The sequence below is a fragment of the Methylacidimicrobium sp. AP8 genome, from assembly GCF_903064525.1.
Taxonomy (GTDB): domain Bacteria; phylum Verrucomicrobiota; class Verrucomicrobiia; order Methylacidiphilales; family Methylacidiphilaceae; genus Methylacidimicrobium.
This window is the reverse complement of the sequence record NZ_LR797830.1, coordinates 2,220,590-2,246,197: the sequence shown is the minus strand read 5'-3', so window position 1 is coordinate 2,246,197 and position 25,608 is coordinate 2,220,590. Positions and strand designations below refer to the sequence as shown.

The 25,608-nt window shown below is 63.1% G+C and carries 22 protein-coding genes and 1 tRNA gene; 16 read left to right on the top strand and 7 right to left on the bottom strand.

Annotated elements, in window-relative coordinates; all coding sequences use genetic code 11:
* Positions 1 to 232 precede the first annotated feature (232 nt).
* The 3 genes from MTHMO_RS10470 (at position 233) to MTHMO_RS10460 (ending at position 2,876) form a co-directional block, all read left to right on the top strand.
* On the top strand, positions 233 to 1,471 hold the full coding sequence (locus MTHMO_RS10470) for a bifunctional 3,4-dihydroxy-2-butanone-4-phosphate synthase/GTP cyclohydrolase II (RefSeq protein ID WP_202214722.1): 1,239 nt from the start codon (positions 233 to 235) through the stop codon (positions 1,469 to 1,471).
* 107 nt (positions 1,472 to 1,578) lie between these two features.
* The gene (locus MTHMO_RS10465) at positions 1,579 to 2,250 is read left to right on the top strand and encodes a hypothetical protein (RefSeq protein ID WP_202214721.1); all 672 of its coding nucleotides are present in this window, start codon (positions 1,579 to 1,581) and stop codon (positions 2,248 to 2,250) included.
* 5 nt (positions 2,251 to 2,255) lie between these two features.
* Positions 2,256 to 2,876 carry a hypothetical protein gene (locus MTHMO_RS10460; RefSeq protein ID WP_202214720.1) on the top strand — a complete coding sequence of 207 codons (621 nt, stop codon included), beginning with the start codon at positions 2,256 to 2,258 and terminating at the stop codon, positions 2,874 to 2,876.
* A gap of 14 nt (positions 2,877 to 2,890) precedes the next feature.
* Here MTHMO_RS10460 and MTHMO_RS10455 read toward each other — a convergent pair whose 3' ends face one another.
* From MTHMO_RS10455 to MTHMO_RS10440, 4 genes are all read right to left on the bottom strand, one after another.
* Positions 2,891 to 3,331, bottom strand: coding sequence for a DUF1318 domain-containing protein (locus tag MTHMO_RS10455; RefSeq protein ID WP_202214719.1), 441 nt, complete (start codon positions 3,329 to 3,331; stop codon positions 2,891 to 2,893).
* 68 nt (positions 3,332 to 3,399) lie between these two features.
* On the bottom strand, positions 3,400 to 3,927 hold the full coding sequence (locus tag MTHMO_RS10450; RefSeq protein ID WP_237394901.1) for an NUDIX domain-containing protein: 528 nt from the start codon (positions 3,925 to 3,927) through the stop codon (positions 3,400 to 3,402).
* A gap of 130 nt (positions 3,928 to 4,057) precedes the next feature.
* Positions 4,058 to 5,602: a CHASE2 domain-containing protein gene (locus MTHMO_RS10445; protein ID WP_202214717.1), complete on the bottom strand. Its 1,545-nt coding sequence runs from the start codon at positions 5,600 to 5,602 to the stop codon at positions 4,058 to 4,060.
* Positions 5,599 to 6,420 (bottom strand): J domain-containing protein, encoded by an 822-nt coding sequence (locus MTHMO_RS10440; RefSeq protein ID WP_202214716.1) that lies wholly within the window; start codon positions 6,418 to 6,420, stop codon positions 5,599 to 5,601. The genes MTHMO_RS10445 and MTHMO_RS10440 overlap by 4 nt, the downstream gene beginning before the upstream one ends.
* Positions 6,421 to 6,745: 325 nt before the next feature.
* Here MTHMO_RS10440 and MTHMO_RS10435 point away from each other — a divergent pair, with 325 nt between their 5' ends.
* From MTHMO_RS10435 to MTHMO_RS10400, 8 genes are all read left to right on the top strand, one after another.
* The gene (locus tag MTHMO_RS10435) at positions 6,746 to 7,486 is read left to right on the top strand and encodes a MotA/TolQ/ExbB proton channel family protein (protein ID WP_202214715.1); all 741 of its coding nucleotides are present in this window, start codon (positions 6,746 to 6,748) and stop codon (positions 7,484 to 7,486) included.
* Positions 7,483 to 7,920, top strand: a complete 438-nt coding sequence (locus MTHMO_RS10430) for a biopolymer transporter ExbD (RefSeq protein ID WP_202214714.1) — start codon at positions 7,483 to 7,485, stop codon at positions 7,918 to 7,920. The genes MTHMO_RS10435 and MTHMO_RS10430 overlap by 4 nt, the downstream gene beginning before the upstream one ends.
* 34 nt (positions 7,921 to 7,954) lie before the next feature.
* Positions 7,955 to 8,773, top strand: a complete 819-nt coding sequence (locus MTHMO_RS10425) for an energy transducer TonB (RefSeq protein WP_202214713.1) — start codon at positions 7,955 to 7,957, stop codon at positions 8,771 to 8,773.
* 73 nt (positions 8,774 to 8,846) lie between these two features.
* The gene (locus tag MTHMO_RS10420) at positions 8,847 to 9,941 is read left to right on the top strand and encodes a biopolymer transporter Tol (RefSeq protein ID WP_237394900.1); all 1,095 of its coding nucleotides are present in this window, start codon (positions 8,847 to 8,849) and stop codon (positions 9,939 to 9,941) included.
* A gap of 6 nt (positions 9,942 to 9,947) precedes the next feature.
* Positions 9,948 to 10,493: an OmpA family protein gene (locus MTHMO_RS10415; RefSeq protein WP_202214712.1), complete on the top strand. Its 546-nt coding sequence runs from the start codon at positions 9,948 to 9,950 to the stop codon at positions 10,491 to 10,493.
* Positions 10,494 to 10,575: 82 nt separating this feature from the next.
* Positions 10,576 to 11,949 (top strand): replication-associated recombination protein A, encoded by a 1,374-nt coding sequence (locus MTHMO_RS10410; protein WP_237394899.1) that lies wholly within the window; start codon positions 10,576 to 10,578, stop codon positions 11,947 to 11,949.
* 14 nt (positions 11,950 to 11,963) lie between these two features.
* A complete protein-coding gene (locus tag MTHMO_RS10405) occupies positions 11,964 to 13,694 on the top strand; it encodes a VWA domain-containing protein (protein WP_202214711.1) in 1,731 nt (576 codons plus the stop codon).
* Between the two features lie 2 nt (positions 13,695 to 13,696).
* Positions 13,697 to 16,357: a BatD family protein gene (locus MTHMO_RS10400; protein ID WP_202214710.1), complete on the top strand. Its 2,661-nt coding sequence runs from the start codon at positions 13,697 to 13,699 to the stop codon at positions 16,355 to 16,357.
* Here the strand turns inward: MTHMO_RS10400 and MTHMO_RS10395 are convergent.
* Positions 16,267 to 17,346, bottom strand: a complete 1,080-nt coding sequence (locus tag MTHMO_RS10395) for a hypothetical protein (protein WP_202214709.1) — start codon at positions 17,344 to 17,346, stop codon at positions 16,267 to 16,269. The genes MTHMO_RS10400 and MTHMO_RS10395 overlap by 91 nt on opposite strands.
* 251 nt (positions 17,347 to 17,597) lie before the next feature.
* Between MTHMO_RS10395 and MTHMO_RS11155 the strand changes: the two genes are divergently transcribed.
* A complete protein-coding gene (locus tag MTHMO_RS11155) occupies positions 17,598 to 18,350 on the top strand; it encodes a L,D-transpeptidase family protein (RefSeq protein WP_305061210.1) in 753 nt (250 codons plus the stop codon).
* A gap of 121 nt (positions 18,351 to 18,471) precedes the next feature.
* A complete protein-coding gene (locus tag MTHMO_RS10385) occupies positions 18,472 to 18,624 on the top strand; it encodes a small basic protein (RefSeq protein WP_202214707.1) in 153 nt (50 codons plus the stop codon).
* On the opposite strand, the gene MTHMO_RS10380 is transcribed toward MTHMO_RS10385, so the two are convergent.
* Both MTHMO_RS10380 and MTHMO_RS10375 read right to left on the bottom strand, forming a co-directional pair.
* The gene (locus tag MTHMO_RS10380) at positions 18,557 to 19,678 is read right to left on the bottom strand and encodes a ChaN family lipoprotein (RefSeq protein ID WP_202214706.1); all 1,122 of its coding nucleotides are present in this window, start codon (positions 19,676 to 19,678) and stop codon (positions 18,557 to 18,559) included. The two genes, MTHMO_RS10385 and MTHMO_RS10380, sit on opposite strands and share 68 nt — an antisense overlap.
* Positions 19,679 to 19,701: 23 nt before the next feature.
* Positions 19,702 to 20,841: a hypothetical protein gene (locus tag MTHMO_RS10375; protein WP_202214705.1), complete on the bottom strand. Its 1,140-nt coding sequence runs from the start codon at positions 20,839 to 20,841 to the stop codon at positions 19,702 to 19,704.
* A 167-nt stretch (positions 20,842 to 21,008) separates the two neighbouring features.
* Here MTHMO_RS10375 and MTHMO_RS10370 point away from each other — a divergent pair, with 167 nt between their 5' ends.
* The 3 genes from MTHMO_RS10370 to MTHMO_RS10360 all read left to right on the top strand — a co-directional run bounded on the left by MTHMO_RS10370 (position 21,009) and on the right by MTHMO_RS10360 (position 25,589).
* Entirely contained in the window at positions 21,009 to 24,236 is a 3,228-nt protein-coding gene (locus MTHMO_RS10370; protein WP_202214704.1) for an efflux RND transporter permease subunit, read from the top strand.
* Positions 24,237 to 24,251: 15 nt separating this feature from the next.
* A complete protein-coding gene (locus MTHMO_RS10365; RefSeq protein ID WP_202214703.1) occupies positions 24,252 to 25,487 on the top strand; it encodes an efflux RND transporter periplasmic adaptor subunit in 1,236 nt (411 codons plus the stop codon).
* Between the two features lie 29 nt (positions 25,488 to 25,516).
* Positions 25,517 to 25,589: transfer RNA gene (locus MTHMO_RS10360), tRNA-Ile, on the top strand.
* Positions 25,590 to 25,608 lie beyond the last annotated feature (19 nt).

The following is a 25,608-nucleotide window of genomic DNA, read 5'->3' as shown; positions in this document are numbered from 1 at the left end:
GCTCCCATGAACCTTGAGCTCGGCCCGGTGCGGGAAACGCTGCCCACAAGGACAAGAAACAGGCGGACAGGAGCGAAAGCGTACGCATCAATTTGCCCCGAGGATACTCTTCCGCTATATAGTAGGCAACCTCTCAAAGGGGCCTTCTTGCCATGGGTGCCGCTTCCGCTGTCTGGTTCGGAAACTCTTTGTCCGATCTTCGGGCGGTGCCATCCGGGCAGGCGCTTCTGCTATGACCAGCTCCTCATTTTCTTCGATCGAAGAAGCGCTCGCCGATCTTCGCCAAGGCAAGATCGTGATCGTCGTCGACAACGAGGAGCGGGAGAACGAAGGGGACTTCGTCGCTTCGGCGGAGCTTTGCACGCCGGAGACGATCAACTTCATGGCGCAGCATGGACGGGGGCTGATTTGTGTCCCGATCACGAATCAACGGGCAGACGAGCTCAACCTGCCTTGGATGGTATCCCCGCAGCAGAACACGGCTCTCCAGGGCACCCCTTTTACGGTTTCTGTCGATTACACGATCGGCACCAGCACCGGCATCTCGGCAGCCGACCGTGCCCGGACGGTGCGTGCCTTGGCGGATATCCATGCGGGCCCGGCTCATTTTTGCCGCCCAGGGCATATCTTCCCTCTGCGTGCGGCCGAGGGGGGGGTGCTTCGACGCGCCGGCCACACCGAGGCGGCTGTCGATCTCATGCGCTTGGCCGGTCTCTTTCCGGCGGGCGTGCTCGTGGAAATTTTGAACGCGGACGGGACAATGGCGCGGGTGCCCGATCTGATGCGTGTCGCCGCCGAGTTCCAGCTCCGGATCGTGACGATCAAGGACCTGATCGCATATCGGTTGCGGACGGAATCCCTGGTGGAAAAGGTCATCACGGTCTCTCTCCCGACTGTCTTCGGCCATTTTTCTCTAACCGCGTTCCGCGACGTCTTGACGGGCGATGAACAGCTGGCACTCACGAAGGGAAGCTGGTCTTCCGACGAGGCCGTGGTGACCCGTGTCCACTCGCAATGCCTGACCGGAGATGTCTTTCATTCGTTGCGCTGCGACTGCGGGGAACAATTGGCCCTCGCCTTGGCACGGATCGAGCAGGAGGGGAAAGGCGTGCTTCTCTATTTGCGGCAGGAGGGCAGGGGAATCGGGCTGCTGAACAAGCTGAAAAGCTACAAGCTCCAAGAGGCGGGGCTCGATACTGTGGAGGCCAACGCGGCCCTTGCGTTCGCTCCCGATAACCGGGATTACGGGATCGGCTGCCAGATTCTCCGCGCGTTGGGCGCGCATCGGCTGCGGCTCTTGACGAACAACCCGATCAAAAGGATCGGGATCGAAGGCTACGGCTTGGAAATCGTCGAGCGCATCCCCCTCCACGGAAAGCCGAATCATTACAATCGACGCTACCTTCAGGCCAAGGTGGACAAGCTCGGTCATCTCATTCCCGCCGAGCTTTTCCAAGGTCGCGTTCCCTGAGGCGAAGCCGGGCGATGGTTGGGTCCTTCTCCGCTCTCCCTCTCCGTCGGCGGTGGAACCGGAGGATTCGCCGGCTCGGACTGGCGCTCCTGCCGCTTCTCCTATGGATGAGCGGATCCCCGTCCCTTTTTGCGCGGGATCCCGCACAACAGGAATGGATCGTGATCAGCGGCGGACCGGCGCTCCGATTTTTCGAGCACGGCAAGTCCGACTCTCATGACAAGTACTGGGGCAACTTCATCCGAGCGGCGGTCGCGCGCCTCGAACAGCTCCGATTGCAATCGGAAAGAAAGCCGGGCATTATCCTCACTTGGCTCGTCTATCGACCCGCGTATGTCTCGCGCGGGCGGGAGGAGAAGCTCGACATCCTCTCCAACATCGTCGATCAGGCAAACGCCCTGGGGGTCCCTCTGTTCTGGTTCGACACCACCGAACAGCTCATCAACTACCTAAACGCCGGGCATGATCGGAAGACGATGCCGATTGGGGGACTCGATTATTTCGGTCATTCCAATCGAGCCTGCTTGATGTTCGATTACAGCACCTACTTCGACAACATGTCGAAGGAGTGCCTCCATGAAAAGGAGCTGCGGAAGATCGAGAAGAAGGCCTTCCTCCGGAGCGCCGTTGTCAAAAGCTGGGGATGCCATTCCGGAGAGGATTTTGCACAATGGTGGAAGCGTCGGTTCGGAGTTCCCATGGTCGGGGCGGTCGGGCGCACGGACTATGCAACGGCCAGCCTGCCCTATCTGTCGAAGGGCGCCAAATGGACCCAATAGCGGGCATGGCTTCGAGACTTTCCCTGGCGGCGGGAGTGGCTGCTTGCTTCCTTTCCCTAGCTTCCGTCCACGGCGAAGAGCGGCCGCCGGTAGGTGGCTCGCCCGGTGCCGGGCCGGATGCCGCCCCCGCTCCCGCACCCCCCGCGGAAGCGGTCGCGCCGGCGCAACCGGTGTTGCCACCTCCCCAGCAGGCTCCCGAACCGCTTGTTCCCCCTCCCGGTGTTCAGGTAGAAGAGTTCATCGGACACCGAACCTACGACAAGGATGGGAGCGGTTGGGGTTGGGTGCGGCGTGTCAATGAACCCTGGTCCGCGGCCAAGTGGGTGGTGTTGAAGGAGACGCCCGGCGGCATAGTGGCCCCCTGGCGTCTGCTCAAGAAGAAGCCTCCGGCCGACAACGACGTCGAATATCGGCTCCGCGGCTATCTGGCTCCCTTCACCGTGTACGATCCCCACACCGACGAGTTTCTGGCTGTTTTCGTTCCCGAGCGGGTGGAACCGATCGGTCCGGCCTCTCCGCCGCCGGAGCATCCCGGAGCTCCCTCCCATCGCGTCCGGATGCCGGATTCCGCGTCTGCAGTCAACGCGGTGGATCCGACCATCCAGGTGCCCTCCGCCCTCCGGTGATTCCGCGGTGGAGGCTATCCTTCTGCCGGATCGGGCTTCGCGATCCAACTGCCATCCGGCTTCTGGATCAGCTCTCCGGGAAAAGCGTTATCTTGCCACCGTTCTGCGTAGCGTGCCTCCACTCCGGAGAGGGTTTCTCCGAGCTTCTTGGCCTCGCTTGCATATAGGAGGTAGCGGGCTCGATTCTCTTCTTCGACGATCCGATGGATGTAGGAGCGATAGCCGGCTTCCGCCGGTTCGGCCACAATTTGGAGGTAGCCGTTGCTCGTCTCGCCGATGATGCGGGCATTCTTCAAGGCTTGCACCTCCGCCATGTGCGTTCGCCTTCTCTCCTGCAGATTGGCGGGAGCCGCAGCTCCGGACTGGAGCGGCGGGCTCCGGATCTCGGTATCGAGGTCGACATCGAAGAGGAGGGGCTTTGGGGAATGGAGATAAAGCGGCGCGCAAGCGCTCAACGCGAAAGCGAAAGGAAGGGCAAAAAGCCGGACAACAGCGCTCGGCGCCGGTCGCGCGCGGAAAGGTCCTATCTCGCGCCGCGAAGGAGAAATCGGTGTCGTAGTCGACTCCACAGGTAGACGAACGCCGGAGAAAAGAGATCCGGAACCGTCCCCAGCTCCAGTTCCAGAGCGGGTATCCCTAGGAAGCGACCCTCGGAAATTTCTTCCGGATCCAGGGCGAACGGGCCGTCGCGTTCCACCTGATAAACCCAGATGAATTCATTGCCGGTCTCTTGTCCGGCGGCGAGCTTGCCGACGGGTCGAACCAGAATCGGCTCGCGCAAGCCGAGCTCCTCGCTCAACTCTCTGCGGGCGGCTTCCTCGTAGGATTCTCCCGCGTGGACGTGCCCGCTGCATGACGAGTCCCAAAGGCCCGGGTTGAGGTCTTTCCAGAGCGAGCGTTTTTGCAAAAAGAGCTCCCCGCGCGTGTTGAAGAGAAGCACGTGAACCGCACGATGGCGCAGGCCGAAACGGTGCACCCGGTGGCGCGGTTCCTGGCCCACGACGCGATCGTCGGCATCCACGACGTCGAAGATCTCGGAAAGACCATCCATTCGATTTTCCATCCCCTCCCGCATTCCTGCCATGCTCTCGTCCCCGCGGCAAGGCAAGAGCCTGACCGGGAACTCAAGGAGCCTGCCCCGTTTCCACCGTGCGGGGCCGGCGATCACGGAAGCACCCGGCTCACGGATGACCGGGGAGGCCGTTGTTGCCGGACGACCTTTCCCGCCGCCGGCGCTCTTCCAGCCGCTGCAAGGCGCCTTGCAGGCGGATCAAGGAAGGAGAAAGGGGGGGAGGTTGTCCGGCCGGGCCGGGAGGGTAGTAGGCCGGCTTCGCCTCGATCGGCTCAGACGAGCGGCCGGATGGCGACACGGGCGGAGCGACTTCGACGACGATCGGTGACCGCCCAACCGGCGGTTTTCGTGCCGAGAAAGGAAAGTTCCAGAGGCGAACCGATGTTCCGCAGATGATGGCGCCGAGGAGGGAGAAAAAGAGGGTGACAAGAGGAAAGGCCAGACCCAGGAAAAGGAAGCTCGCGATGGACACCCCGGCGGCGCCCGCGAAGACCGCCCCCATGATCGTGACGGCCCAGAGAGGGGGCAATCGGACGAAAAGGCGCGTTCCCCATAGGCAGAGGATAAACGCGAGCGCCGCGCTGAGATACCAGGGCAGCGGGCGAATAAATTCTCCCTCGACGATCTGCCGGGCCACTTGCATATGGAGTTCCACCGGCGTCATCTTTCCGACAGGCGTGGAAAGTTTCGGAGCGATATCTCCGTCGGTCACTCCGATCCAGACCTGCCGCCCGCGAAAGGAAGGAAGCTCGTCGCTCGTCGGCTCTCCGTGGGCCGCCTGGTTGGCGTACACCAAGTAACTGTCGTAGTCGACTCTGGGGATCGTAGCAGGGGAATGGCGATAACGCACGGCCGTCCGTCCATCGGCGTCGATCGGAATCGTGCGGATTCGTTTTCCCTGCTGGTCGCGAAGAATGACGGCATGGCCCAGGCGGACGGTCGTCTGGCGCAAATCGGCTCCCAGAAAGACGGCGGCGGCTTGCAGGGAGAGCGAAGGGACCAGCGCGTCCTGGATCCGAAATACAAGCGGGAGCGAGCGGACTTCCCCGGAGGGGATTTCGAGATTGGCCAGTCCCACCGGGCAGTCGCCGACGAACGTCGCTCCCGGCCAGATGACGGAGCGGTATTCGGTCAGATAATCGATGTTCGGCAATCCTCGAAGGCGTGTCGCCCCTGCGGGGAGCGGCTCGCCCTGCTGCTCGGCCAGAAGAGCATCAGCGGCAAAACAGACACGATTGATGCGTCGGATGAGGGAGGCGAAAGTCTGATCGAAGGAGCTCATTTTCGTCCCCTTTTCGCTAAGGAGGACTTCGAAGACCACGCTTTGGGGCAATTGCGCGAGCAGACCCCGGAGACAAAGGGCGTACTCGAGGCGGGGCCAAGGCCAAGGACGGTCCGCCGGAATATGGTCGATGACGATGAGGGCGAACTGGCTGCTCTTCGACTCGGAAGGGAAAAGGTCTTGCTTGCGGGCGATCGTGTCCTCCCAATCGGAAAAGAATCCTTCGTAGGCGAAAACCGCCAGAAGAATCGACCAGAGCGAAGAGAGCAGCAGGGCGATCCGCAACCGCTTTTTGGCATCCTGCGGCGGCCGGCTCGCCGTCGGGGAGGGGCGCTCCTTCTCCGTCCAGGTCCGCGATCCGTGCTCGTTCACGGCTTGACTCCGCGGGCGAACATCCGCTCTGACTCCTGCTGCCATTGCCGGATGCGGTTCTTGAGTTCGCGCGTCTCCTTTCTCATCTCGGCCAAGCGCGCCCGCAGCCAGCCCTCCACCTTCGGGCCTACGGTCGATTCCCAGCTACCTTTCCGACAGCCCCACGCCGGATCCTTTCGATAGCTCCGGAGCTTGCGCAGGTACCGGGCCAGCGTCTTCCGCTCCTGGGACACCCGTTCCGCCAGCCGGGAAAGGGGTTCGTCTTGGATGAAGGTGTGGTCGTCTTCCAGGCAAAAGGCCTCCAAGAGCGCCAAATCGCCCGACTGATAGGCGAGCTGGACGGCTCTCCACCGCTCGATGCGTCTCCCGTCTCCGTCGCTGTTGAGGTCCGGATGGAGCCTTCTGGCCAGGGTTCGATAGGCTTTTTTCAGCCGCCGCCTCCTTTCCTCGGCCTGCCCCGCATCCCGGAGGCCCGGGTCGGGGGACTCCTCCCGCGGATCCCTCATGGGCTCGGCCTTCCGCGCCGATCGCCCGGCGGAGTGCTTCTCCAAAATCTTGCGGTAGGCAAAGGCGAGTCCATGTCCTTTAAGCCAGCTTAATGACTCGACTTCGAAGACGAGTTGCCGCAGAGCGTGCAGGTTCCGTTCCGCCTGCTCGATTTCCCGAGCCAGCCCGGGGAAGCGCCTTCCTATCCAGGAGCGGAACCGACCCCGCTCCTCGGAAAGAAACGTGCGGATTCTTTCGCGCACCCGCCCGAGCCGCTGAAGGACGACCCGGTAGCGTTCCTCCCAGCTTTTGCGGGCCGCTCGCTGATCCACCAGCAAAAGGGAACGACAGGGCTGGCAGAGAGATCGGGAGGAGCGAACCCGGAAGCGGGACCGCCGTAGACAGGAGCTTCCGTTTTGCAAGTTCGCAGGGTCCCTTCCGTTACGCACACAAGCCATCCGGCCGGCCTTTCCGAAAGAAGAGGCGGGATCGGCCGATCGTTCGGTTTTCGAAAGCCGGCCGCCGGAGCCTGGTCCTGCCGCGCGACCCGAGACTAGGCGATCTCTTCCGAAGTTGCCATCCTGCCATGAGCGACGCAGTTAGCATGCTCGGTCCGTTTGACGGCGAGACGTCAAACGCGCATGCTCCATCCAGATTATGGAAAGCCTCGGTTTGGTCAACTATTTTGCCGCCGGGGGCCTGGTCTACGCCTTTGAGAAGTCGACCTCGGCGAGCAAGTTGATTCTTTTGTTGCTCCTCCTCGCGTCTTCGCTGAGCTGGACGGTCATCTTCGTGAAGCTCGGCCAGCTTCGCTATGCGCGTCGGCAGACGCGGCGCTTTCTCCAAAGGCTGCGCGGCGATGCGATTTATGCCCCGTTTGTCAACCGGGAGCGGTTTCCAGGCTCTCCGGAGCACGCCGTCTATTCCGCCGCCTTCCGGGAGCTGGTTCGACAGGTCCAGTCCCTCTCCGCGGCCGGGGAGTCCTCCTGGAAAACGCGGCTTCCCGAGATCGTGGTGAAGCCGCCGGCGATGAAGGCGGTGGAGGGAGCCATCGAACGGGAGCTGGGCGCGCAGGGGCTCTGCCTGGAGGAACAGATGGTGCTTTTAGCCACCGCCGCCTCCGGAGCGCCTTTTCTCGGTCTTTTGGGAACCGTATGGGGAGTCATGGATGCCTTCAGCGACATTGCCCTCACGGGCAAAGCCTCCCTTGCCGCGATGGCGCCGGGAGTCTCCGGCTCTTTGATCTGCACGGTTACCGGCCTTCTTGTGGCGATTCCGGCTCTCTTCGCATACAATTTCCTGGTGGCGACCATTCGTTCGCAGGTCATCCGCATGGAAAATTTCGCCGCGGAACTCCAAAGCGAGCTCGAGTTTTTGTTCCTGGAACCGGAACGGTGAAGCGCTTCTCCCAGCGATCGGCGACGCGCGGGTTCTCCGAGCTGAACCTGACCCCGATGCTCGATTTCGCTTTTACCCTGCTGGTGATCTTCTTGATCACCACCCCGCTCCTGGAAAACAGCATCGATGTCGCTCTGCCGCAAGCGTCCGCCAATCGCCGCCCTCCCGATCCCCGCTTCGTGCAGACGGTAACGGTCACCAGAACGGGGGCCCTGTATTGGAATCAGGAACCGATCACCGGCGCCCAGCTCCCCGCTAAGATTGCAGAAGCGCTCCGTGCTCACCCGGATCTGGCGGTCGCGGTCCGGGCGGATCCCGATCTCCGATACCAGGACTTGGTGGCGGTCTTTGATGCGCTGCAAACCGGTGGGGTGCCACAAGTGGCTCTTGTGCATGCCGAGGGGAAACCTGGACGCCCTCCTTCCGCTCCTTGACGCGGCTCGGCCGTGGCGCTCAGAATGGTGGCTCGTGGCCCGCGATTCGATCTTCGGTGAGGAAACCACTCCGCTACGGGAGTCCCTCCCGATCCGTTCCTTCCGGCGTACCTATCTGCTGGTTGCTGCCGGCCACCTTCTCGCACTGTTGCTTTTCATCCTGCTCGCGAAGTTCTCGGCGAGCCGCCCGCCCGCCCCGAACTTCTTTTCCCCTGTTTCCGCAGGCAATATAGGGCCGGGCTCGGCTACACCGGTGCGGAGCCATCCGGTACCGGAGCTTTCTTCGGCATCCGGCTCGGAATCGGCCCCAAAAGGGGGTTCCGCGGCGGGAAAGGTTCCTGCCGCCGGGAAGCTTCTGCCGGTCGCGGCGTCAAGAAAGCAGGCCAGCCCGTCCCGGAAGCCTTCGATTCGGCCCAACCTGCACGAGGTCACACGCACTCTCCCCGCGGACGAGCCGCCTGCCCGGGCGTCGGCCGAGCTGCGGCACGCGGAATCGTCGCCAATACCGGTCTCTGCGCGGAAGAGCCCCTCCGGCGAGGGCGAGGAAGCCGGATCCTTATCGTCGGATCCTTCTTCATCCGGTCCCGCCTGGTACTACTCGCTGATTCGCGATCGGCTCTACGCGGCCTGGGATCAGCCTCTTCAACTCTCGGGCCAAAACCTTGTCGCCAAGGTCCAGATTTTCGTTGCCAAGGATGGCCGCATCTCTAAACCTGTCCTCCTCAGCTCGTCCGGGAATGAGGAGTTTGACCGCAGCGTTTTGGCAGCGGCCCATCGAGTCGATGCGCTGGGGGAGCCTCGTCCTTCGGACGTGCCGCAGATCGTTACGGTTACCTTCCGGATGGTGCGCTGATCGGGTCGGTTCCCGGCGATTGCCGCTTGCTCTCGGCGCTTGGTTCCTCCTCTTGGCAGCGTGGTCGCCGCCTTTGTCCTGGAGTCAGGTGGAGGTGACCGGCGGGAAGGTCGACGTCGAGCTGCTGCCGTTCAGCGGGCCGGAGGGCGCCAGGGCTCAGGCCATCGTCCGCGCCGATCTCATCCGAACCCTTCTCATTCAAGTGACTTCCGGCGCGCATGCGCGCTTCGAAGCGACGGCGGCGATGGGCTCCGGATCGCTGACCGGCCGCATCATCGACCGGCGTCAGAAAGGGCCGCCGGCGGAACGGACTTTCACGGGGGATCTGCGTACGATCGCGCATCAGTTTGCCGACATGATTACGCAGCAGGCGACGGGCGTCTCCGGCTTCGCAACCAGCCGCGTCGCGTTCATTTCGCAAGACACGGGGTTCAAGGAACTCTATATCATGGACATCGATGGAGCGAACGTTCAGCGCCTTACTGCCGATCGGTCGATCAGCGCGCATCCCCGCTGGAGCCACGACGGCGCGCTGCTCGCCTATACCTCTTACCGCAGCGGCTACCCGGATGTGTACATCGTGAAGCTCGAAAAACGGACGCGTAGCCGGGTGGCCTTCTTCCCTGGGATCAACTCGGGCGCCGCTTTTTCGCCCGACGATCTAACGCTCGCGCTCACGCTCAGCAAGGATGGGAATCCGGAAATCTATCTCATGCCCGTCGAGGGGGGATCTCCCCGGCAATTGACGCATAATCGTGCGACCAACACCTCTCCAAGCTGGTCTCCCGACGGAAAAGAGATTGTCTATACCTCGGACGAAAGGGGAAGTGTCCAGCTCTTCGTGATCTCCGCCCAAGGAGGATCGCCGCGCCGCCTGCTGACCGGGAACGCCTACAGCTCGGAGCCGGATTGGTCCCCGGACGGAAAGAAGATTGCCTATGCCGCCCGGATCGCCGGAGAATTTCAAATCGGCCTTTACGATCTCGCTTCCTCGACCGCGACGCTCCTCACCAGCGGCGGCGGACAAGACCCTTCCTGGACAAGAAACTCCCGCCATCTGGTCTTCGCTCACGGCGGTTCTCTCTATCTCCTCGATTCGGTCACCAAGCAGATCGCGGCCCTGCCCAACGGTCTGTCCCGCTGCAGCGAGCCGTCTGTTTCCCCTTGAACCCAGATGAAATCCTTCCTCTTCATCCGCCGTCTCCTTCTCGCGATCGACTCTCCCGAACTCTTTCTGATCCTGGCGCTTCTCGTCGGTGTAGCCGGTTGCGCAAGACCGAAGAAAGACCGAGGAACTCCCGCTCCGGAAGAGGAATCCCTGACCACCTCCCCGCTGCCGAATCGCGGGGACTTCAATCCGGAAACCGATGTCAACTATGCGCCGCTTCGCGCCGAGACCGTTTATTTCGCCTTTGACAGCTCGGCGATCCCGAGCAGCGAAAGGGGCAAGCTGGAAAAGGCGGCGCAATGGATGACCGAGAACTCCGAGAGTTCTCTTCTGTTGGCGGGTCATTGCGACGAGCGGGGCACGGAGGAATACAATCGCGGCCTGGGAGAACGGAGGGCGCTCGCCGTCCGCGAATATCTCATCGGTCTCGGCATCTCGCCTCAGCGCCTCCATACGATCAGTTACGGCAAGGATCGGCCGGTGTCCCCCGGCCACACCGAGGCGGACTACGCCCGGAATCGCCGAGTAGAGTTGGGAGTCATTGTACGATAGGGCCTCCGGGACTTCCCTGTCGTCCGGGTGCCGCCCAGTCTCTTTCTTTGTCGCCGCAACCCACGTGAGGTATCATTGTAGAGTGGACGAACTCTTTCCGATCGCGCCCGACACCCGATCCTCTGACACGACAATCATTCCCTTGGCCGCCCGGCTTCGGCCGCGCAGGTTGGAGGAGATCGTCGGGCAAGAGCACCTGCTTGCTCCCGGCAAGCCGCTCCGACGGCTCGTCGATGCGGACCGGCTCGGTTCGGTGATTCTCTTCGGCCCTCCGGGCAGCGGGAAGACGTCTTTCGCCGAGGCCGTCGCCATCCAGTCGAAGCGGCCTTTCGCGCGTCTGAACGCGGCGGATTCCGGTGTCCCGGAGCTTCGCAAGATCCTGGAGCGAGCCTCCTCTCACTATTCCCGGCGAGGTGAGCCGACTGTCGTTTTCTTGGACGAGATCCATCGATTCAATCGAGCGCAGCAGGATAGCCTGCTTTCCGGGGTGGAGGAGGGGATGATCCGCCTAATCGGCGCGACGACCCACAACCCATGCTTCGCGCTGACCGCGCCGCTGCTATCCCGCTCCCAGGTCTTCGAATTCGCCCCGCTTTCGGCGGACCATCTGGAGCGCATCCTCGCGCGAGCTCTGGAAGATTCCGAGCGCGGCCTCGGCCGGTTCCGCTGCCGCCTGGATCCGCAAGCCCGCAAGCACCTGATCGCGGCGGCCGAAGGGGACGCCCGACGGCTTCTGAACGCCCTGGAGGTGGCTGTTCTCACAACCCCCCCTTCCGGGCAAGGGATCATCGAGATCGATCTGGCCGCCGCCGAGGACTCCTGCCGGCGGAAGATGCCCCGCTATGATCGAGACGGGGATGAGCATTACGATACGATTTCGGCGTTCATCAAGGCGGTCCGAGGCGGAGACCCGGATTCGAGCCTCTACTGGCTGGCGAAGATGCTGGTCGCCGGAGAGGATCCCCGCTTTCTGGCCCGACGGCTCGTCATCTTGGCAGCCGAAGACATCGGACTGGCCGATCCCTCGGCCCTCCCCCTGGCGGTTGCCGCTTCGCAGGCCGTCGAGCAGATCGGCATGCCCGAAGGCCGGATTCCGCTGGCGGAGGCGACCGTCTACCTGGCAGCTGCCCCGAAAAGCAACGCCGCGTATGCGGCCATCAACCGGGCGATGGAAAGGATCGAAAAAGGAGAGACCATCCCGGTCCCCGCGGCGCTGCGCGATAGCCACTACGCAGGAGCGGTCCGGATCGGACGCGGTGTCGGCTATCAATACAGCCATGACTATCCGGAAGCGATCGCCCCGCAAGGATACGGTGTAGCCGCCGGCAGCTTCTATCAGCCTACGGATCGCGGCGCGGAAAAGGAGATCGCCGATCGTCTGAAGCGATGGCGGCTCTTGCGCTCGCAGGCAAGCGGGCCGTCCGGCGAAAACGCCTCCGCCTGCCGAGAGCGTTAGCTGCTATGCCGGTTATGACGTGGCGATCTCCTTCATGGCTCATCCTCGGGGTTCCGTTCCTGGCGGCCGCCGTGCTGCTTTTCCGACGGTGGAAAGCGGGGCCTTCCGAGAGGAGGCTCTTCGTGAACTTGGTTCCCATGGAAGGGCAATGGGCTCTACAAAGCAGCCCGCGCGTCTTGCATCGGCGTCCTTGGCTGCTGATTCTCGCCGGCCTCTTGTCGGTGGCTGCGCTCGCCGGGCCGCAGTGGGGGCAAAGCCATCGGCGACTCCTTCGGCCGTCGACCGACGTGATCATCGCCTTGGACCTCTCCCGGAGCATGACCGCATCCGATCTGGTTCCGTCCAGGCTCGATCGGGCCAAGCTCTTGATTCGGACGTTTCTGCAGGAAGCCGTGGGCCAACGAATCGGTCTGCTGGTCTTTTCGAGCTCCGCTCAGCTTGCTGTGCCTCTGACCAGCGACTATGCCGCAATCGAAGACCTGCTGGGCGAGCTCGGCCCCGGCAGTCTTCCGGAAGCGGGGACCAACTTCTCCGCGCTTCTCGACGAGGCCGGCGATGCCTTTTCCCTGAGCGACGCGACGCACCGGATTCTCCTCATCCTCAGTGACGGCGAAGATCACGGAGGAGGCTGGAAGGAGCGGCTGCCGCGGCTGCTCGGCGAGGGAGTGCGCGTCTATGCCGTCGGCCTGGGCACGGACCGGGGCGGGTTGGTTCCCGATCCCAAGGGAGGATTCCTCAAGGACGACAGTGGGCATCCGGTTCTTTCCCGCCTGGAGCCGGAATCGCTGCGCACCTTGGCTTCGGCCACCGGAGGGCACTATTTTCGCGGGGACAGGTGGGTTACCTTGTCCGAAGTCTTCCGCTTCGACGCGGCCGCGGACCCATCGCGCTTGGAGAAGACCCTCGGCCGCGCGGAGCGTTTTGCCTATTTCCTGCTGCCCGCGGTCCTTTTATGGTCGGCGGCCATCCTTTGGGAACTCCCGGCCTTTCGTTCGGTTCCTCGGGTCCGTTCGCCGGTCCGTCCCGGCTCTCCCGCAGCGAAAGTTCCCGTTGCCCCGCTTCTCGGGCTGGCGGGACTTCTCGGGCTTCTCGGCTTCACTCCTGCCCATTCCCGACAAGCCCGCGCACCCGACGCGGAAACAAGGAATTCTCTCGTCGACTGCGTCCGGTCCCTTGCGCGCAAGGATCGGCTTTCCGCCTCCGACTACGGAGCTCTCGCCCGGGAAACGATCTCCTGGTGCCGGAGCCGGGAGGGCGAAGGATTCTCTGCCGGTGTGATTCTGGATGGCTTGGCTGCGGTCGATCGAGGGGAACGGCTCGATCCCGGCCTTTTGCCTTGGGAGAAGCTCCGGACCGACTTACTGGCTTTGCTGAAAGCCGCCCGGCCCCCGGACGCCCCACCGGAAGTATCCTCTCTATCGCGCAGCCAAGGTGCCCCTTCGGCTCAACGATCCCGGTTCCGCCCGCAGCCCGCCGGTCGGCCGGTCCGGCCCGAAGAGAGCGGGCGCCGCAGCCCCTCGGCCGGCGGCACCTTGGAAAGGGAGTGGAAATCCACACCGGCGTCCCCGGCCTCCAAGGAAGGGGAGGAGCCGCTAGCCCGCCCGTCGCCTTCGGAGACCAGGAACGGAGCCGGGGCGCGGCTAGGCCAGGTGGAGCGTCTCGACCGCCCGGCGCTCCTCTTTGAACGAATGCGGCAAAAAGAGGCGGAGCAGGTGGATGCCCCGCCGGATCCGGTGGATTGGTGACGGTGAAGCGGCTTTTTGTTTTTTTTGTGCTCGCCGCCCTTTTTCCCGGCGCCCTGCTCTGCGGCCAAAGCGCTTACTGGATCCCTCCCGAGGGCAAGGCGAGCCTCGATTCGCCCTGTCGGCTGGAGCTGTTTGTCGAGGGCGGGGTTCCCGTTTCCGATCCCGAGCTTCCGGCCGTCCCGTATTTGGAGGTCAGCGGCCCGAAGAGGGAGGTTCGCGTCGGGCGGGGGCATGGAGGCGAGGCCGGTGTCGCCTATATCTACACCGTGCAGCCGCTGCGCGCCGGGGCGTATACGGTGCCCTCGTTTTCCCTGGAGACCGATCGCGGGGTGGCTTCCGTGCCGTCGCTGACGTTCTGGGCCGGAGGGCGGCCTTCGGCTCCCTCCTTCAGCTCTTCGGCGGAAGCGTCGCTCACCGTCTTTCGAAACGAGGTGTGGCAGGGGGAGCCCTTCCCCGTCGAATATCGGCTTCTGGCGCATGCGGGCGTTTTTCTCGAGATCACGGGCCAACCGGAGTGGACCCCGGCCGATCTGCTCGTCGACCGCTGGAGTCGGCCGGATAGGGTGAGCGGCGAATCGCGCGGAGGCTTTTTCAGCGGCCTCCGCTATTCGGCCCTCGCGATCGCCCTCAATCCCGGTACGATCTCCCTTCCCCCGGTCAGCCAGCACGTGACCATGGAAACGGGAAAGTTCGGCCAGGGACTTTTCTCGCAAGCGATCATTCGTCCGCTCATTCTCCATTCCTCCTCTTTCTCCTTCCGGGTCAAGCCGTTGCCCCCCCCGACGGACGGCGAGTTCAGCCAGGCTGTCGGCACCTTCCGGCTCTCCAGCCGGATCTCGCCCTCCGAAGTTCAGGTCGGGGAACCGGCCACCTGGATTCTTCGCATCGAAGGAATGGGCAACTGGACGTCTCCTTGGAAGCTCTCTCCCCCGGCGATCCCCTCCGGGCTGCGCCTGATCGAGCCGGCCCCCCGGCGGGAAAACGATCCCGACTCCCTCTTCTGCGCCGCCCTCATTCTGGAGCGGATCCTCGTTGCCGATCGGCCCGGCCGATATACGATTCCTCCTTACCGGTTCACCTACTTCGACCCTCTGGCCGGAGTGTATCGGACGGCTCTGACCCCCCCCGCCGTCTTAAACGTAACGCCCGGGCCCGCGGGCGCAACCGGCGCCCCGCCGGAACGCTCCTCTTCGACCCGGGGGAACCTCCCGGCCGCCGAAGCGCCCGGAAGGAGCAGGATGCCGAAGGCACCCCTTTCCGGCGCCGCCCGCGGCATGGTTCCGATAACGAACAGCTGGTTGTTGGTCGAGGCGGGCGGCCTGGGCGTCCTGCTTTTCGGTCTATGGCTCTTCCTGGCGCGCCGACACGCTCGGCTCGGCGACCCGCTGGAACGCCGACGCGCCGGGTTGCGGCGTCTCCGGCGGATTCATCAGGAAATTCGTCGATCCGTCTCTCCGGAGGAGCGGCAGAAGCAACTGTTTCGGTGGCAATCGGCGACCCGGGATGCCTGGCTTGTCCTTCCCGCTGTCCCGGAAACGGCGGAACTGCAGGCCGCCCTGGAGCGCGCCCGGGCCGACCCGACGGTGCAGAGGGCTTGGACGGCGCTCTGGCGGGAGGCCGAGATCCATCTCTATGCAAAAGATGCGAAGCTTGCGCCCGATTGGGTCGATCGTTCCGAGGCGCTGGCCCGCGCCCTCCGCATTCCTCGACCGCCGTGGAAAAAAACATTCGCCCTGCGTCATTTCTTCCCTCTGTTGCTGCTCTCGGGCCTCTTTCTTTTCTCGGCTTGGGGGATCGGCGATCCACCGACGGAGCGCGCGGGGAAATCGGCGCTATCCGGGGCGCTTCTGGAGCGCAGGTTGCAAAGCTGTCCGACGGACTGGATCGCTCGCAACAATCTCGGGGCGCTGCTTGCCCAGGAAGGACGCTGGAGCGAAGCCCTCGCCCAATGGTCGGGCGCCTTTCTGCTCATGCCGCGCGATTCCGCCGTCCGATGGAACTTCGCCTTGGGCCTCTCCCGCTGTCCGGAGGTTGACGAGAGGCTTTCGGCGTTGGCGGGCGGACCGCTCTGGATTCGCTGGATCGGCATCGGATCGCCCGCGGAATGGCAGATCCTTCTTGCAACGGCTCTTTTGACAGCCTGCCTCGGTGGAGCGCTCCACCTGCTCGCGCTCTATCGCTTGATTCCGCCGGTGCGTTCTCTTCGGCGGATCTTGCTGGCATGCGGCCTGGGGCTATCGGGATTAGCGGCGAGCGCGGTAGCTCTGTACGGACCGCTGTGCGATCCTCGGGCGGGCCTCGTGACTGAAGGAGCTTTTCTCCAGGCATTGCCGACGGATGCCCAACCGCACGGCAGGGCGGTAACCGTGCCCGCACTCGGTCGGATCGGAAAACCGTTTCTCGGATGGGTCCGAGTGCACCTTACGGGTGGCCGCTCGGGATGGGTCCGCGTGGAGTCCGTCGTTCCGTTCTTTGATCCTCCTCTCCGGGCCCCGATCTCTCCCGCCGCCGACAATCGGGAGTCCGTGCGCTGTCCGTTCCCTCGCGAGAGCGGGAACGAGGAAACCGCAAATCACAACCGCTCCAGCAGGCCGCCGACGACTTTTCGAGCGTCAAGCCTCTCTTCCGCAAAGGCGCGCGCCGCTTTCGCTTCCTCGAAGTAATGGGCCTCGACCGCTTCGATGGCCCGGACCGCATCGTCGATCGAGGAAAAGGAGTGAAGTCCGCGGCCGGACGGGATCTGCAAGCTCCAGCCGGTATCCTGGAGCACCACCGGCTTGGCAAGAGAAAGATAGCAGGCGCTCCGATCGCTGAACCAGCCGCATCGGGAGATCCGATATCCTCCTTTGGCGACGGAAAATTCTCCGCGGCTCCCGGCCAAGAAATCACGGTACCGCCTCCAATCGCTCGCGACCGCGTGACTGGGCACCAGATCCCATCCCGCCGCACGGAACCTTTGTGCGATATCGTCCTCCGCCAAGTCGGAAGCGATTCGGAAGGGAACGCCGGCCAGCCGGGGCAGATCGAGGAACTTTTCCCATTCCGGCGCCTTGTTGGTGAAATTCCAGCGGCCCCAACGGATCTCCGGGTAGGCACGCCAATGAGTGACGGTGGTCCAATGCGTTCCGCCGCCCGGAACTCCACTCCAATAGTCGAGAGATACAGGCGGCAAGGTGGGCAGCCAGCGCACGCCCAACCTCGGGGCGCGGACTCCAGGGGCGTCCATCCGGAGCCCTACGGTAAAAAAAAGATCGTGGCCGCCGAGGCCGAGATCGCAGCGGTATTTTCTTGTCCAGATCGACGTGAATCCCGGGTCGAGATCGAGGTAGATGCGCCGTTTGGGCAGCGCCAGGAGGTCTCTTCGTCGGCAGACCCCGGATATGTTCAATATCAGATCGGCCTCTCGTGCGAAATCGCGCAGCTCTTCCCACTCTTCGTCTTTTCCTTCTTGAAAAAGCGTGGCTTTGCCGCTCCAGCCGAATTCTTCCACCGCTTCCCGCCACCGGACCACGTTGACGGCACGGTCGGAGGAAACGCGGTTCCCGTCGGCGTCGACGTAAGCCGAGGCCGGAAGCTCCTCGACAAGCCAGGTATCCCATCCGAGCGACCGGAAGCCGAGAGCCCATTGGAGAAACGCCCATGTAACGCCCACGGCGTTTCGTGGGTACCGGGCGAAAGCTGTCGTGACGATAGCCTTGTTGAGGCTCAAGCGGCTTCCCCCCCTGCAGGCGGATCGCTGCACGACCCGGAAAAAAGGCTTTCCGGAGAGGCTGTCCTCCCTGTATAGAATTCCCGCAATTCATGCGACGTGTCGGCCTGGGCGGTAAGCTTTGCATCGGCACCCTTGCGGTTCTGCTTGCCGGTTGCGCGACAAGAACCACAAGCTACAGGCCGGATACGGTCGTGAGGGTGAGCGTGCACGATCAGGCCCTCGAAGTGGTCAAAAACGGGATTCCGACGCACCGCTTCCCGGTATCTACCTCCCGGTTCGGATTGGGGGATCAGCCGAACAGCTTCCGCACGCCGCTCGGCCGGTTCGTCGTCCAGAACAAGATCGGCGACGGGGTCCCATTGGGAGGTAAGTTTTACCACCGCAAGTATACCGGGGAGCGGGTCGATTTAAAGCGCGCAAGCGCATCCGACCACGATAGCCTGCTCACCCGGATTCTCTGGCTTCGCGGTCTGGAAGAGCAGAATCGCAACGCTTACAGCCGTGGGATCTATATTCACGGAACAAACCAGGAGAGCTTGATCGGCCGGCCCGCCAGCTACGGCTGCATCCGCATGCGCAACCGGGATGTCCTCGTGCTTTACGACTGCGTGCCGGTGGGAAGCCTTGTCCTGATCCAGCGCGAACCTCTGTATCCCCCTTCTCGAACCGCCGGGGCAACGGCTGCGGCGCGCCCGGCTATTGCGGCGACGACCCTCCCGGCCGTCGCAACTCCTTCCCCGCTTCCTCCGCCTAAAGCGCTACCAATCGAAGCCCGTCCTCGTCCGCAACCGGCCTCACCGGCCCCGCGACGGAGGCCCGCCGCCTCTGCGGTGCGCAGACACCATGCCCTCAGCCACCACGTTCCGGACCGGCAGCATCCTCACCAGAGCCGCGCGCACCGACAGAAGCATTTGGCCAAAGCTTCCGTCCGCAAGGGCCCTTGAGGGTTCGCGATCCTTCCGCCGCGCCCGTCGCCACCGGCTTTGCGCGGAGGCAGGTTTTTCGTGACAAGCGCGCTTGGTCCTGCAACAAGTAGGCACTCTGGCTTTTTTGAGGGCAAAGGACATGTCGCAACATCGCAGTCTTCGCAGGAGTTCACAGCTTGCCACGAAGCGGAACGTTCTGAAACGCTTTGAGCGGATCAGCCTTCTTAAGAAGCGGGGCCGATGGAAAGACGGGATGCGCGTATTCGGGTTGCCGAAGACGCGTCCGGTGTAAGCCGTCCGTAGATGCGCGGTTTCTGCCTGCTCGGTTCCGGGGAGATTTCCCTGAGAGGCATCCTCTGGGAATAATTTTGCCGGCGGCCCAGTGGGCATTCGCCGGCGTGATCCGGCTCGTCCTTGACGGGGAACGAGTCGGGAGGAAGCCAGAGATAGTCGGCAAGAGGCCGGGCGACGAATTCAAAGGAAGCATGAGGAATGGACGGCGCGCCGGTGGTCTTCCCGGCGGAGTCGGCCCCGGAAGCCGTCCGTCGCTCTGCAGGGGCTGCCAGCAGAAGGATCCGCCGAGGTAGCGGCAGGCGGGAGGCCACGTGTTCCGGCAACCCCAAGCCGAATCGGAGATGGCCCGCGCCGCAGATCACCAGCGCGCGAGCCTGGTTCACGCCGGTTTTTCGAAGGGATCGGACGATGTGCTCGGCCATCCAGTCGTCGCGCACTTCCTGCGCCTCCGCGGCCCGGACTTGCCAGGATCGGCCCTTGCCGGGATGGATAGGCAGGAAAAGCTGGAGCAGGCGCTGATAGAGCGGATCGAAACGAACTCCGGTGAGACTCATTTGCTTCCGCTCGTCGGGAGAAACGGAAGCCCAACCCTGTCGAGCGATCCGGTGGAAAAGCAGGGAGGGTCCGTCCATGCCGAGAATTCGAACGTGCCTTTCCCGGGCCAAGAGGCAGAGGCCGCGGTAATCCCGGAAGTTGCTCCACCTTCTCGGCCAGTCGATCGTTCGCGCCAGCTCCTCGAAGGAGAGTTCTCCGGCTGCAAAGCGGGAGAGGGCGGGCGCATCCCTCGATTCGAGCGCTTCAAGAAAGAGCGTGAGCGGGGGTGTCTCGGAGGCGAGCGAACGGAGGAGACGCTCCTCGACCCGGTGGTGAGAGGGAACCGTGTGGGCCTCGCCCAGGTAGAGGATGCGGGCGTTCCGCAGCTCGGAGAGCAGGCCGGCGTCCGAAACGGGATCGCCGGTCAGGAGGTCGATCCAGCCTGGGCCGGACGCGCGCGCCGCAGAGACCGACAGGATCAGCGCTATCGCCCCCACCGCCTCTCGAAGCGGAATCAATCGGCCGATCCTCCCGTAGAGCGCTACCGTTGAGCGGACTCCGGCGCCGAGAGGCGGAAGGTGCGGATCGCAGCGATCCGCTCGGTCGTTCGAAAGGGATCCCCGAGCTGGCAGACGAAGCGCTCCACGTCGTCCAGCAGGCTCTCGGAGAACGAGCGCCACTCCCACTTCAACAAAAGCATCAGGAGACGGCGGATGCCGAAAAGGGCCAGTGAATCCGCTGCGAGTCCGGATTGGGCGGCGTTCAGCCCCTCGGAGAGAAAGCCCATCCGGAACAAAACCAGCAGAATCAGGTAGGCGACGGGCCCATAACCTCGCGGCCCCTGGAGACGTTGGCAGAGAGTGGCGCGGAGGCGCTCGCGCTCCTCATCGGAAGGGAGTCGCGAAAAAAGACGGAGGAGGGCGTCCGCGTTCGGAGAGGAAACCCGGTGCTGGGCGGAATCCCGAGGGCGGTCCTGCTCCGCGAGCGAACCGTCGGCCGATTCTTCCGATGGTGCGGAAACGGTGCCGAGCCGTGCCGGGCCGCAGGACCGGAGCTCGACGAGCTCGAATTGGAGCACCGAGGTCGCATTCTTTTCAATCGGGTCGGAAATTTGGAATCCGGGCTCCTGAGGCAGCTCCACATCGTTGAGAATCGCGGAAAGGGGACGGAGAACCAGGTGGACGGGCACGTGGAGCTTGCCTTCGCTTCGCAGGGAGAAGGCAACCCAGAAATCGGTAGTTCCGGCCGGCGGCGTCCCGCGCAAGCTCATTTCCAAGGAGAGATCGACGGCTCCCTGCGGCGGAACCTCGATCTCCCGATTAGCCGGTGTAGGCGAGGAGAGGATCGATCGATAGCAGAGATCCGCGCCGACGCGGGACGAGACGAGCCGGACGTCGAGCAGCCGAATGGGCTTTCGCGTGTGGTTGAGCAGGGTCCCGCCGGCGCATAGATAGGAAATCTCGCTCTTGCCGGGGACGAGCCCGACCCACCAGCATCGCTCCTTTTTCCATTCCACCTCCACTCCGAGATGTCCGGTGAAGGGGTAGAGCCGGTGAAGCCAATCCAGAGCCGAATCGGCCGCAAGCCGCAGGACTTCCGGGGAGATCCACTTGTCCAGCCAAGCCAAGGGCTCCGATTTCGCCCGCTTGTCCTCTGTAGGAGCGGGTTCGGGGTCGGCCATGAAGCCAACTTCTATCCGATTCCCGGCCGGCTGTCGAGCGGCGCATGGAGCTGGAGGACGACAGGGACGCTTACCGGCGTGAGATCGGCGGTTGCTGCCGACGCCGCCTTGGCCTACCATCGTTCGGATCAGGCGAGTGCCATCGCAAGATCGCAATAGAGTCGGATATGTGGCTTGTCCGCACGGCCCTCAAGAAACCCTATTCCGTTGCTGTCTTGGCGGTCCTCATCGTCTTTCTCGGGTTTTTCGCGATCCAAAAAACACCCACCGACGTCTTTCCGGAGATCGATATCCCGGTCGTGATCGTCGCTTGGCAATACCTGGGCTTGGTGCCTACGGATATGACCAACTACATCACGACGTTCAGCGACTACCAGATTGCGAACTTTGTCGACGGCGTCAAGCGGGTCGAGTCCAACGTCTTCTTCGGATTCTCGGTCACCAAGGTCTATTTCCAGCCGAACGTCAACATTTCCATGGCGGTCGCCGAGATTACGGCGGTCCTCCAACCGATCATCAAGCGGATGCCCCCAGGGACGACCCCTCCGTTGATCTTTCGCTTCAATGCCTCCTCGGTGCCGGTTGTGCAGATCGCCGTTTCGAGCCCGGTCCTTTCGGAAGCGAAACTCTACGACTACACCGTCTGGCAGCTCCGCCGCGATCTGCTCGCGGTTCGGGGAACCCTTCTCATTCCCCCATGGGGAGGGATCGTCCGGTGGATGACCGTCGATTGCGATCCCAACCAGCTCTTGGCCCGGGGCTTGACGGCCCAGGATCTGCTCAACGTCGTCAACGGGCAGATCATCGATTACCCGTCAGGCGATGTTAAGATCGGGGATCGCGACTACTTCGTCACGCTCAACAACGTTCCAAAGGACATCTTCGAGGTCAATAACTTCCCCGTAAAGCTCGTTCCCGATCCCAACACCTCGATCGTCCGGAAGAACATCAACGACCGCGTCGTCTACGTACGCGACGTGGCCAATGTCCATGACGGCGGCGTGCCCCAGTGGAGCCTGGTGCGTCTCAACGGACGCCGAGGAGTCCTTATGACGGCCCTCAAGATCGCAGGAGGGTCCACCATCCAGATCGTCGATCAGATCAAGTCGCTCTTGCCCGAGATCCGGCGGGCGAACCCCGAAGTCGAAATCCGAGAGCTTTTCGACCAGTCCGTTTACGTGGCGGCGGCGATCCAAGGGGTCGTAAGCGAAGCCGCAAGCGCGGCTCTGCTCACCGGAATCATGATCTTTCTCTTCTTGGGAAGCGTCCGGACCACCTTGATCGTCGTGACCTCCATACCTTTGTGCATTCTGCTCTCGCTCTTCGTGCTCAGCAGCCTCGGGCATACCCTCAACCTGATGACTCTCGGGGGACTGGCCCTCGCCGTCGGCATCTTGGTGGACGATGCGACAGTGGCGATCGAGAACATTCACCGCAATCTCCGGCTGGGCAAGCCGTTCCGGCAGGCGATCCTCGATGGGAGCCAAGAGATCGCCGCGCCCGCCTTCATGGCCACTCTGTCGATTTGCGTGGTCTTCACGTCGGTTCTCTTCCTCGACGGCCCGCCCCGTTTCCTGTTCATCCCGATGGCGCTGGCCGTCGTCTTCGCGATGCTCTTTTCCTATTTTCTCTCGCGGACCCTCGTTCCCGCCATGGCGGTGCTCCTGCTCCGCGAGGAGTCGGCGAGCGTGGAAAAAAGACCGGATTCGGCCCGAGCGGGGTGGATTGCGGCCTTCGATCGCGCCTTCGATGCGTTCCGCGAACGGTATGCACGACTGCTCGGTTTCCTTCTCGCTCATCGTAGGCGCGTTTTCGAAACCACGGCTGTTCTGCTCCTCTTCAGCCTCTTCGCGTCGCTCTGGATCGGCCGGGACTTCTTCCCCGTCGCCGACGCGGGCATTTTGCGGCTTCATGTCTATGCTCCGACCGGAACCCGGATCGAGGTCACCGAAAGCATTTTTGCCGACGTGGAGAAGGTGATTCGAGAAGTCATTCCTCCCGAAGAACTAGAGACGATAGTCGACAATATGGGAATTCCCATCTATTTCATGGCGACGCTGGCCCTTTCGGATTCGATGAACGAGGGGGTCTTCGACGGCGAGATCTTCATTCAGCTCCGGGAACACCACCATCCGACCGCCCGATACGCCAAGCGCCTGCGGGATCTCCTTCCGAAGCGGTTTCCCAGCTGCGACTTCTTTTTCCAGCCCGCGGACATGGTCAACGAAGTGCTCAATTTCGGGATCGCCGCGCCAATCGATATCCACGTCAGCGGCTTGGATCTCGATCTCGCCTACAAGCTTGCGGCCGAGATCCGGGACCGGGTTCGATCGGTGCCCGGGGCGGTCGACGTCCATATCCACCAGCGGATCGATTACCCCACCCTGCATCTGGAAGTTGATCGGGTCCGCGCGGTCGAAATGGGCCTCAAGCAGGTGGACATCACCAACAACGTGCTCAACAATCTTTCCAGCAGCTTCATGGTGAGCCCGACCTACTGGGTCGACCCGCGCACGACCATCAACTATCCGTTCCTGGTCTTCACCCAGCAGCGAAAGATCTCCTCGATCAACGATCTTCTCAACATGACGCTGGCCCCCACGACGACGGAGACCGTCCCCCCGGCCGCTTCGGTGCAGACGCTCCTCGGCAACGTGCAGAATGCCGAGCTGCTGGCCAACGTAGCCCGGCTGACCGAAACGCTCCAACCGGCCATGATGAGCCGCTCGACCATGAAGCCGGTCTTCGACGTTTTGGCCAACGTCCAAGGCCGGGACCTGGCAGGCGTGGCGGTGGATATCGAAAAGCTTCTGCGGGACGTGCGGCAGAAGCTCCCTCCTCTCTATCGCGCGGAGGTCATGGGGCAGGTAGTCAGCATGCAGGACGCGTTCGCCCGGCTCGGATCCGGCGTTCTTTTCGCCATCGTGCTCGTCTATTTGCTGCTGGTCACGAATTTCCAGTCTTGGCGGGAGCCCTTCATCATCCTCTCGGTGTTGCCGATCGGAGCATGCGGCATTGTCTGGATGCTCTTTTTGACCGGCACCACCTTCAGCGTTCCCGCCTTGATGGGCGCGCTGATGACGGTAGGGGTGGCGAGCTCCAACAGCATCCTGTTGATCACCTTTGCCAATCAGCGGATGGCCGAGGGATCGACAGCGGTCGAGGCGGCTGTGGAAGCAGGGAGGATCCGGCTGCGGCCGGTCCTGATGACGGCCGGTGCGATGATCGTGGGGATGCTTCCGATGGCGCTGGGAGCGGCGGAGGGCGGAGAGCAGTACGCTCCCCTGGGGCGTGCGGTCATCGGAGGACTAGCCCTGGCGACCGTCGGCACCTTGATCTTCGTGCCGGCCGTGTTCGTTTCGATTAGAAGCCGTAAGCCGAGAAGCGGTCGATAGGAAAAAGGAGACACGTTGCGAAAAGACCCATCCTCCCCCCGGCGGATCCTCCTCCGCTTTATGCCCCCCTGGCGGCGGGGCGCGCTTCCGGCCGTGTGGGGCCGCGTTGCCAAGTTCGTGGTCCGCTTGGCAGGAAAGCGGCATCCCGGGTGGCTCGCAGCCGCGTTCTTGATTCTCCTCTTGGCAGTCGGGATGGCGAAGCGGGGAATCCAATGGATGGCTCTCCAACGAGTCGTCGCGGAGGGAAGAAAGATCTATGTGGAACTGGTCACCCCGGAACCGACGCCGGCTTCCTTCCCCTTGGTGTTGCCGGGCACGACGCAGGGTTTTTACGAAACGCCGATCTGGGCACGGGTGAGCGGGTATATCAAGAGATGGTACCATGATATCGGGGAGCGGGTGCAGGAAGGCGAGCTGCTCTGCGAGATCGACGCGCCGGAAGTCGACCAGACGGTATCCAACCTGAGAGCGAAGGCCGATATCGCCCGAATCAACTACGAGCGCTGGAAGGCGCTCGTGCGCACCAGGGCCGTCTCGCAGGAAGAATATGATGTCCAGCGTACCGGCTATGAAGCCGCCATAGCGGAGCTCAACCGGTGGCTCGAATGGCAAAAGTTCGAGAAGGTCACCGCCCCCTTTTCGGGAGTGATCACGGCTCGAAACATCGACGTCGGAACCCTGGTCGCCGGCCAAGGCGAATTTCCCTTCGGGGCGTTGCGGCAGCTCTTCCGGATAGCGGAAATTTCCCTTTTGCGCATCTACGTCGCTGTCCCGCAGGCCTATGCCTTGGCGGTCAAGGAGGGGATGGCGGCGAAGGTGATGATCCCGGAAATGCCGAACGAGATTCGGAATGGTCTGGTCGTCCGCACCGCGATGGGGCTCGAGTCGGCCTCCCGCACCCTGCTCACCGAGGTCGATTTGCCTAATCCCGATCAGAAGCTCTTGCCGGGGCTCTACGTAGTGGTCAGCTTCCAGGTGCCCAGTCGAGCAGCTTTCACGCTGCCGGTCAATACGGTCTTCGAGCGCGCCGACGGTCGTTATGTCGTCGTCGTCGATGCGTCCGATCGATGTCATCTCCGGAAGGTTGATCTTGGGAACAACGACGGATACAAAGTAGAGATTCTGTCCGGCATCCAGGCGGGGGAGCGGGTGGTCTTAAGCCCTCCCGACCGGGCGAAAGAAGAGGGAGCCGCCATTACGGTCGTTAAGACGCGGGAAGGCCGGCGGTCCGAGCCCGAGAAGAGGAACTAAACGGCCCGGCCTTGCGGGATCCCGCAAGAGGGTCTGTAGCTCAATAGGTAGAGCAGGGGACTCATAATCCCTTGGATGCGGGTTCGACTCCCGCCGGACCCACTGGGAGGGGATGTACGGA

Excerpts from the sequence above, each read along its gene's own strand:
- MTHMO_RS10470 (WP_202214722.1), top strand. The coding sequence starts at position 233 with ATGACCAGCTCCTCATTTTCTTCGATCGAAGAAGCGCTCGCCGATCTT.
- MTHMO_RS10460 (WP_202214720.1), top strand. The coding sequence starts at position 2,256 with ATGGCTTCGAGACTTTCCCTGGCGGCGGGAGTGGCTGCTTGCTTCCTT.
- MTHMO_RS10385 (WP_202214707.1), top strand. The coding sequence starts at position 18,472 with ATGTCGCAACATCGCAGTCTTCGCAGGAGTTCACAGCTTGCCACGAAG.
- MTHMO_RS10435 (WP_202214715.1), top strand. The coding sequence starts at position 6,746 with ATGGAAAGCCTCGGTTTGGTCAACTATTTTGCCGCCGGGGGCCTGGTC.
- MTHMO_RS10450 (WP_237394901.1), bottom strand. The coding sequence starts at position 3,927 with ATGGATGGTCTTTCCGAGATCTTCGACGTCGTGGATGCCGACGATCGC.
- MTHMO_RS10370 (WP_202214704.1), top strand. The coding sequence starts at position 21,009 with ATGTGGCTTGTCCGCACGGCCCTCAAGAAACCCTATTCCGTTGCTGTC.
- MTHMO_RS10415 (WP_202214712.1), top strand. The coding sequence starts at position 9,948 with ATGAAATCCTTCCTCTTCATCCGCCGTCTCCTTCTCGCGATCGACTCT.
- MTHMO_RS10375 (WP_202214705.1), bottom strand. The coding sequence starts at position 20,841 with ATGGCCGACCCCGAACCCGCTCCTACAGAGGACAAGCGGGCGAAATCG.
- MTHMO_RS10405 (WP_202214711.1), top strand. The coding sequence starts at position 11,964 with ATGACGTGGCGATCTCCTTCATGGCTCATCCTCGGGGTTCCGTTCCTG.
- MTHMO_RS10465 (WP_202214721.1), top strand. The coding sequence starts at position 1,579 with ATGAGCGGATCCCCGTCCCTTTTTGCGCGGGATCCCGCACAACAGGAA.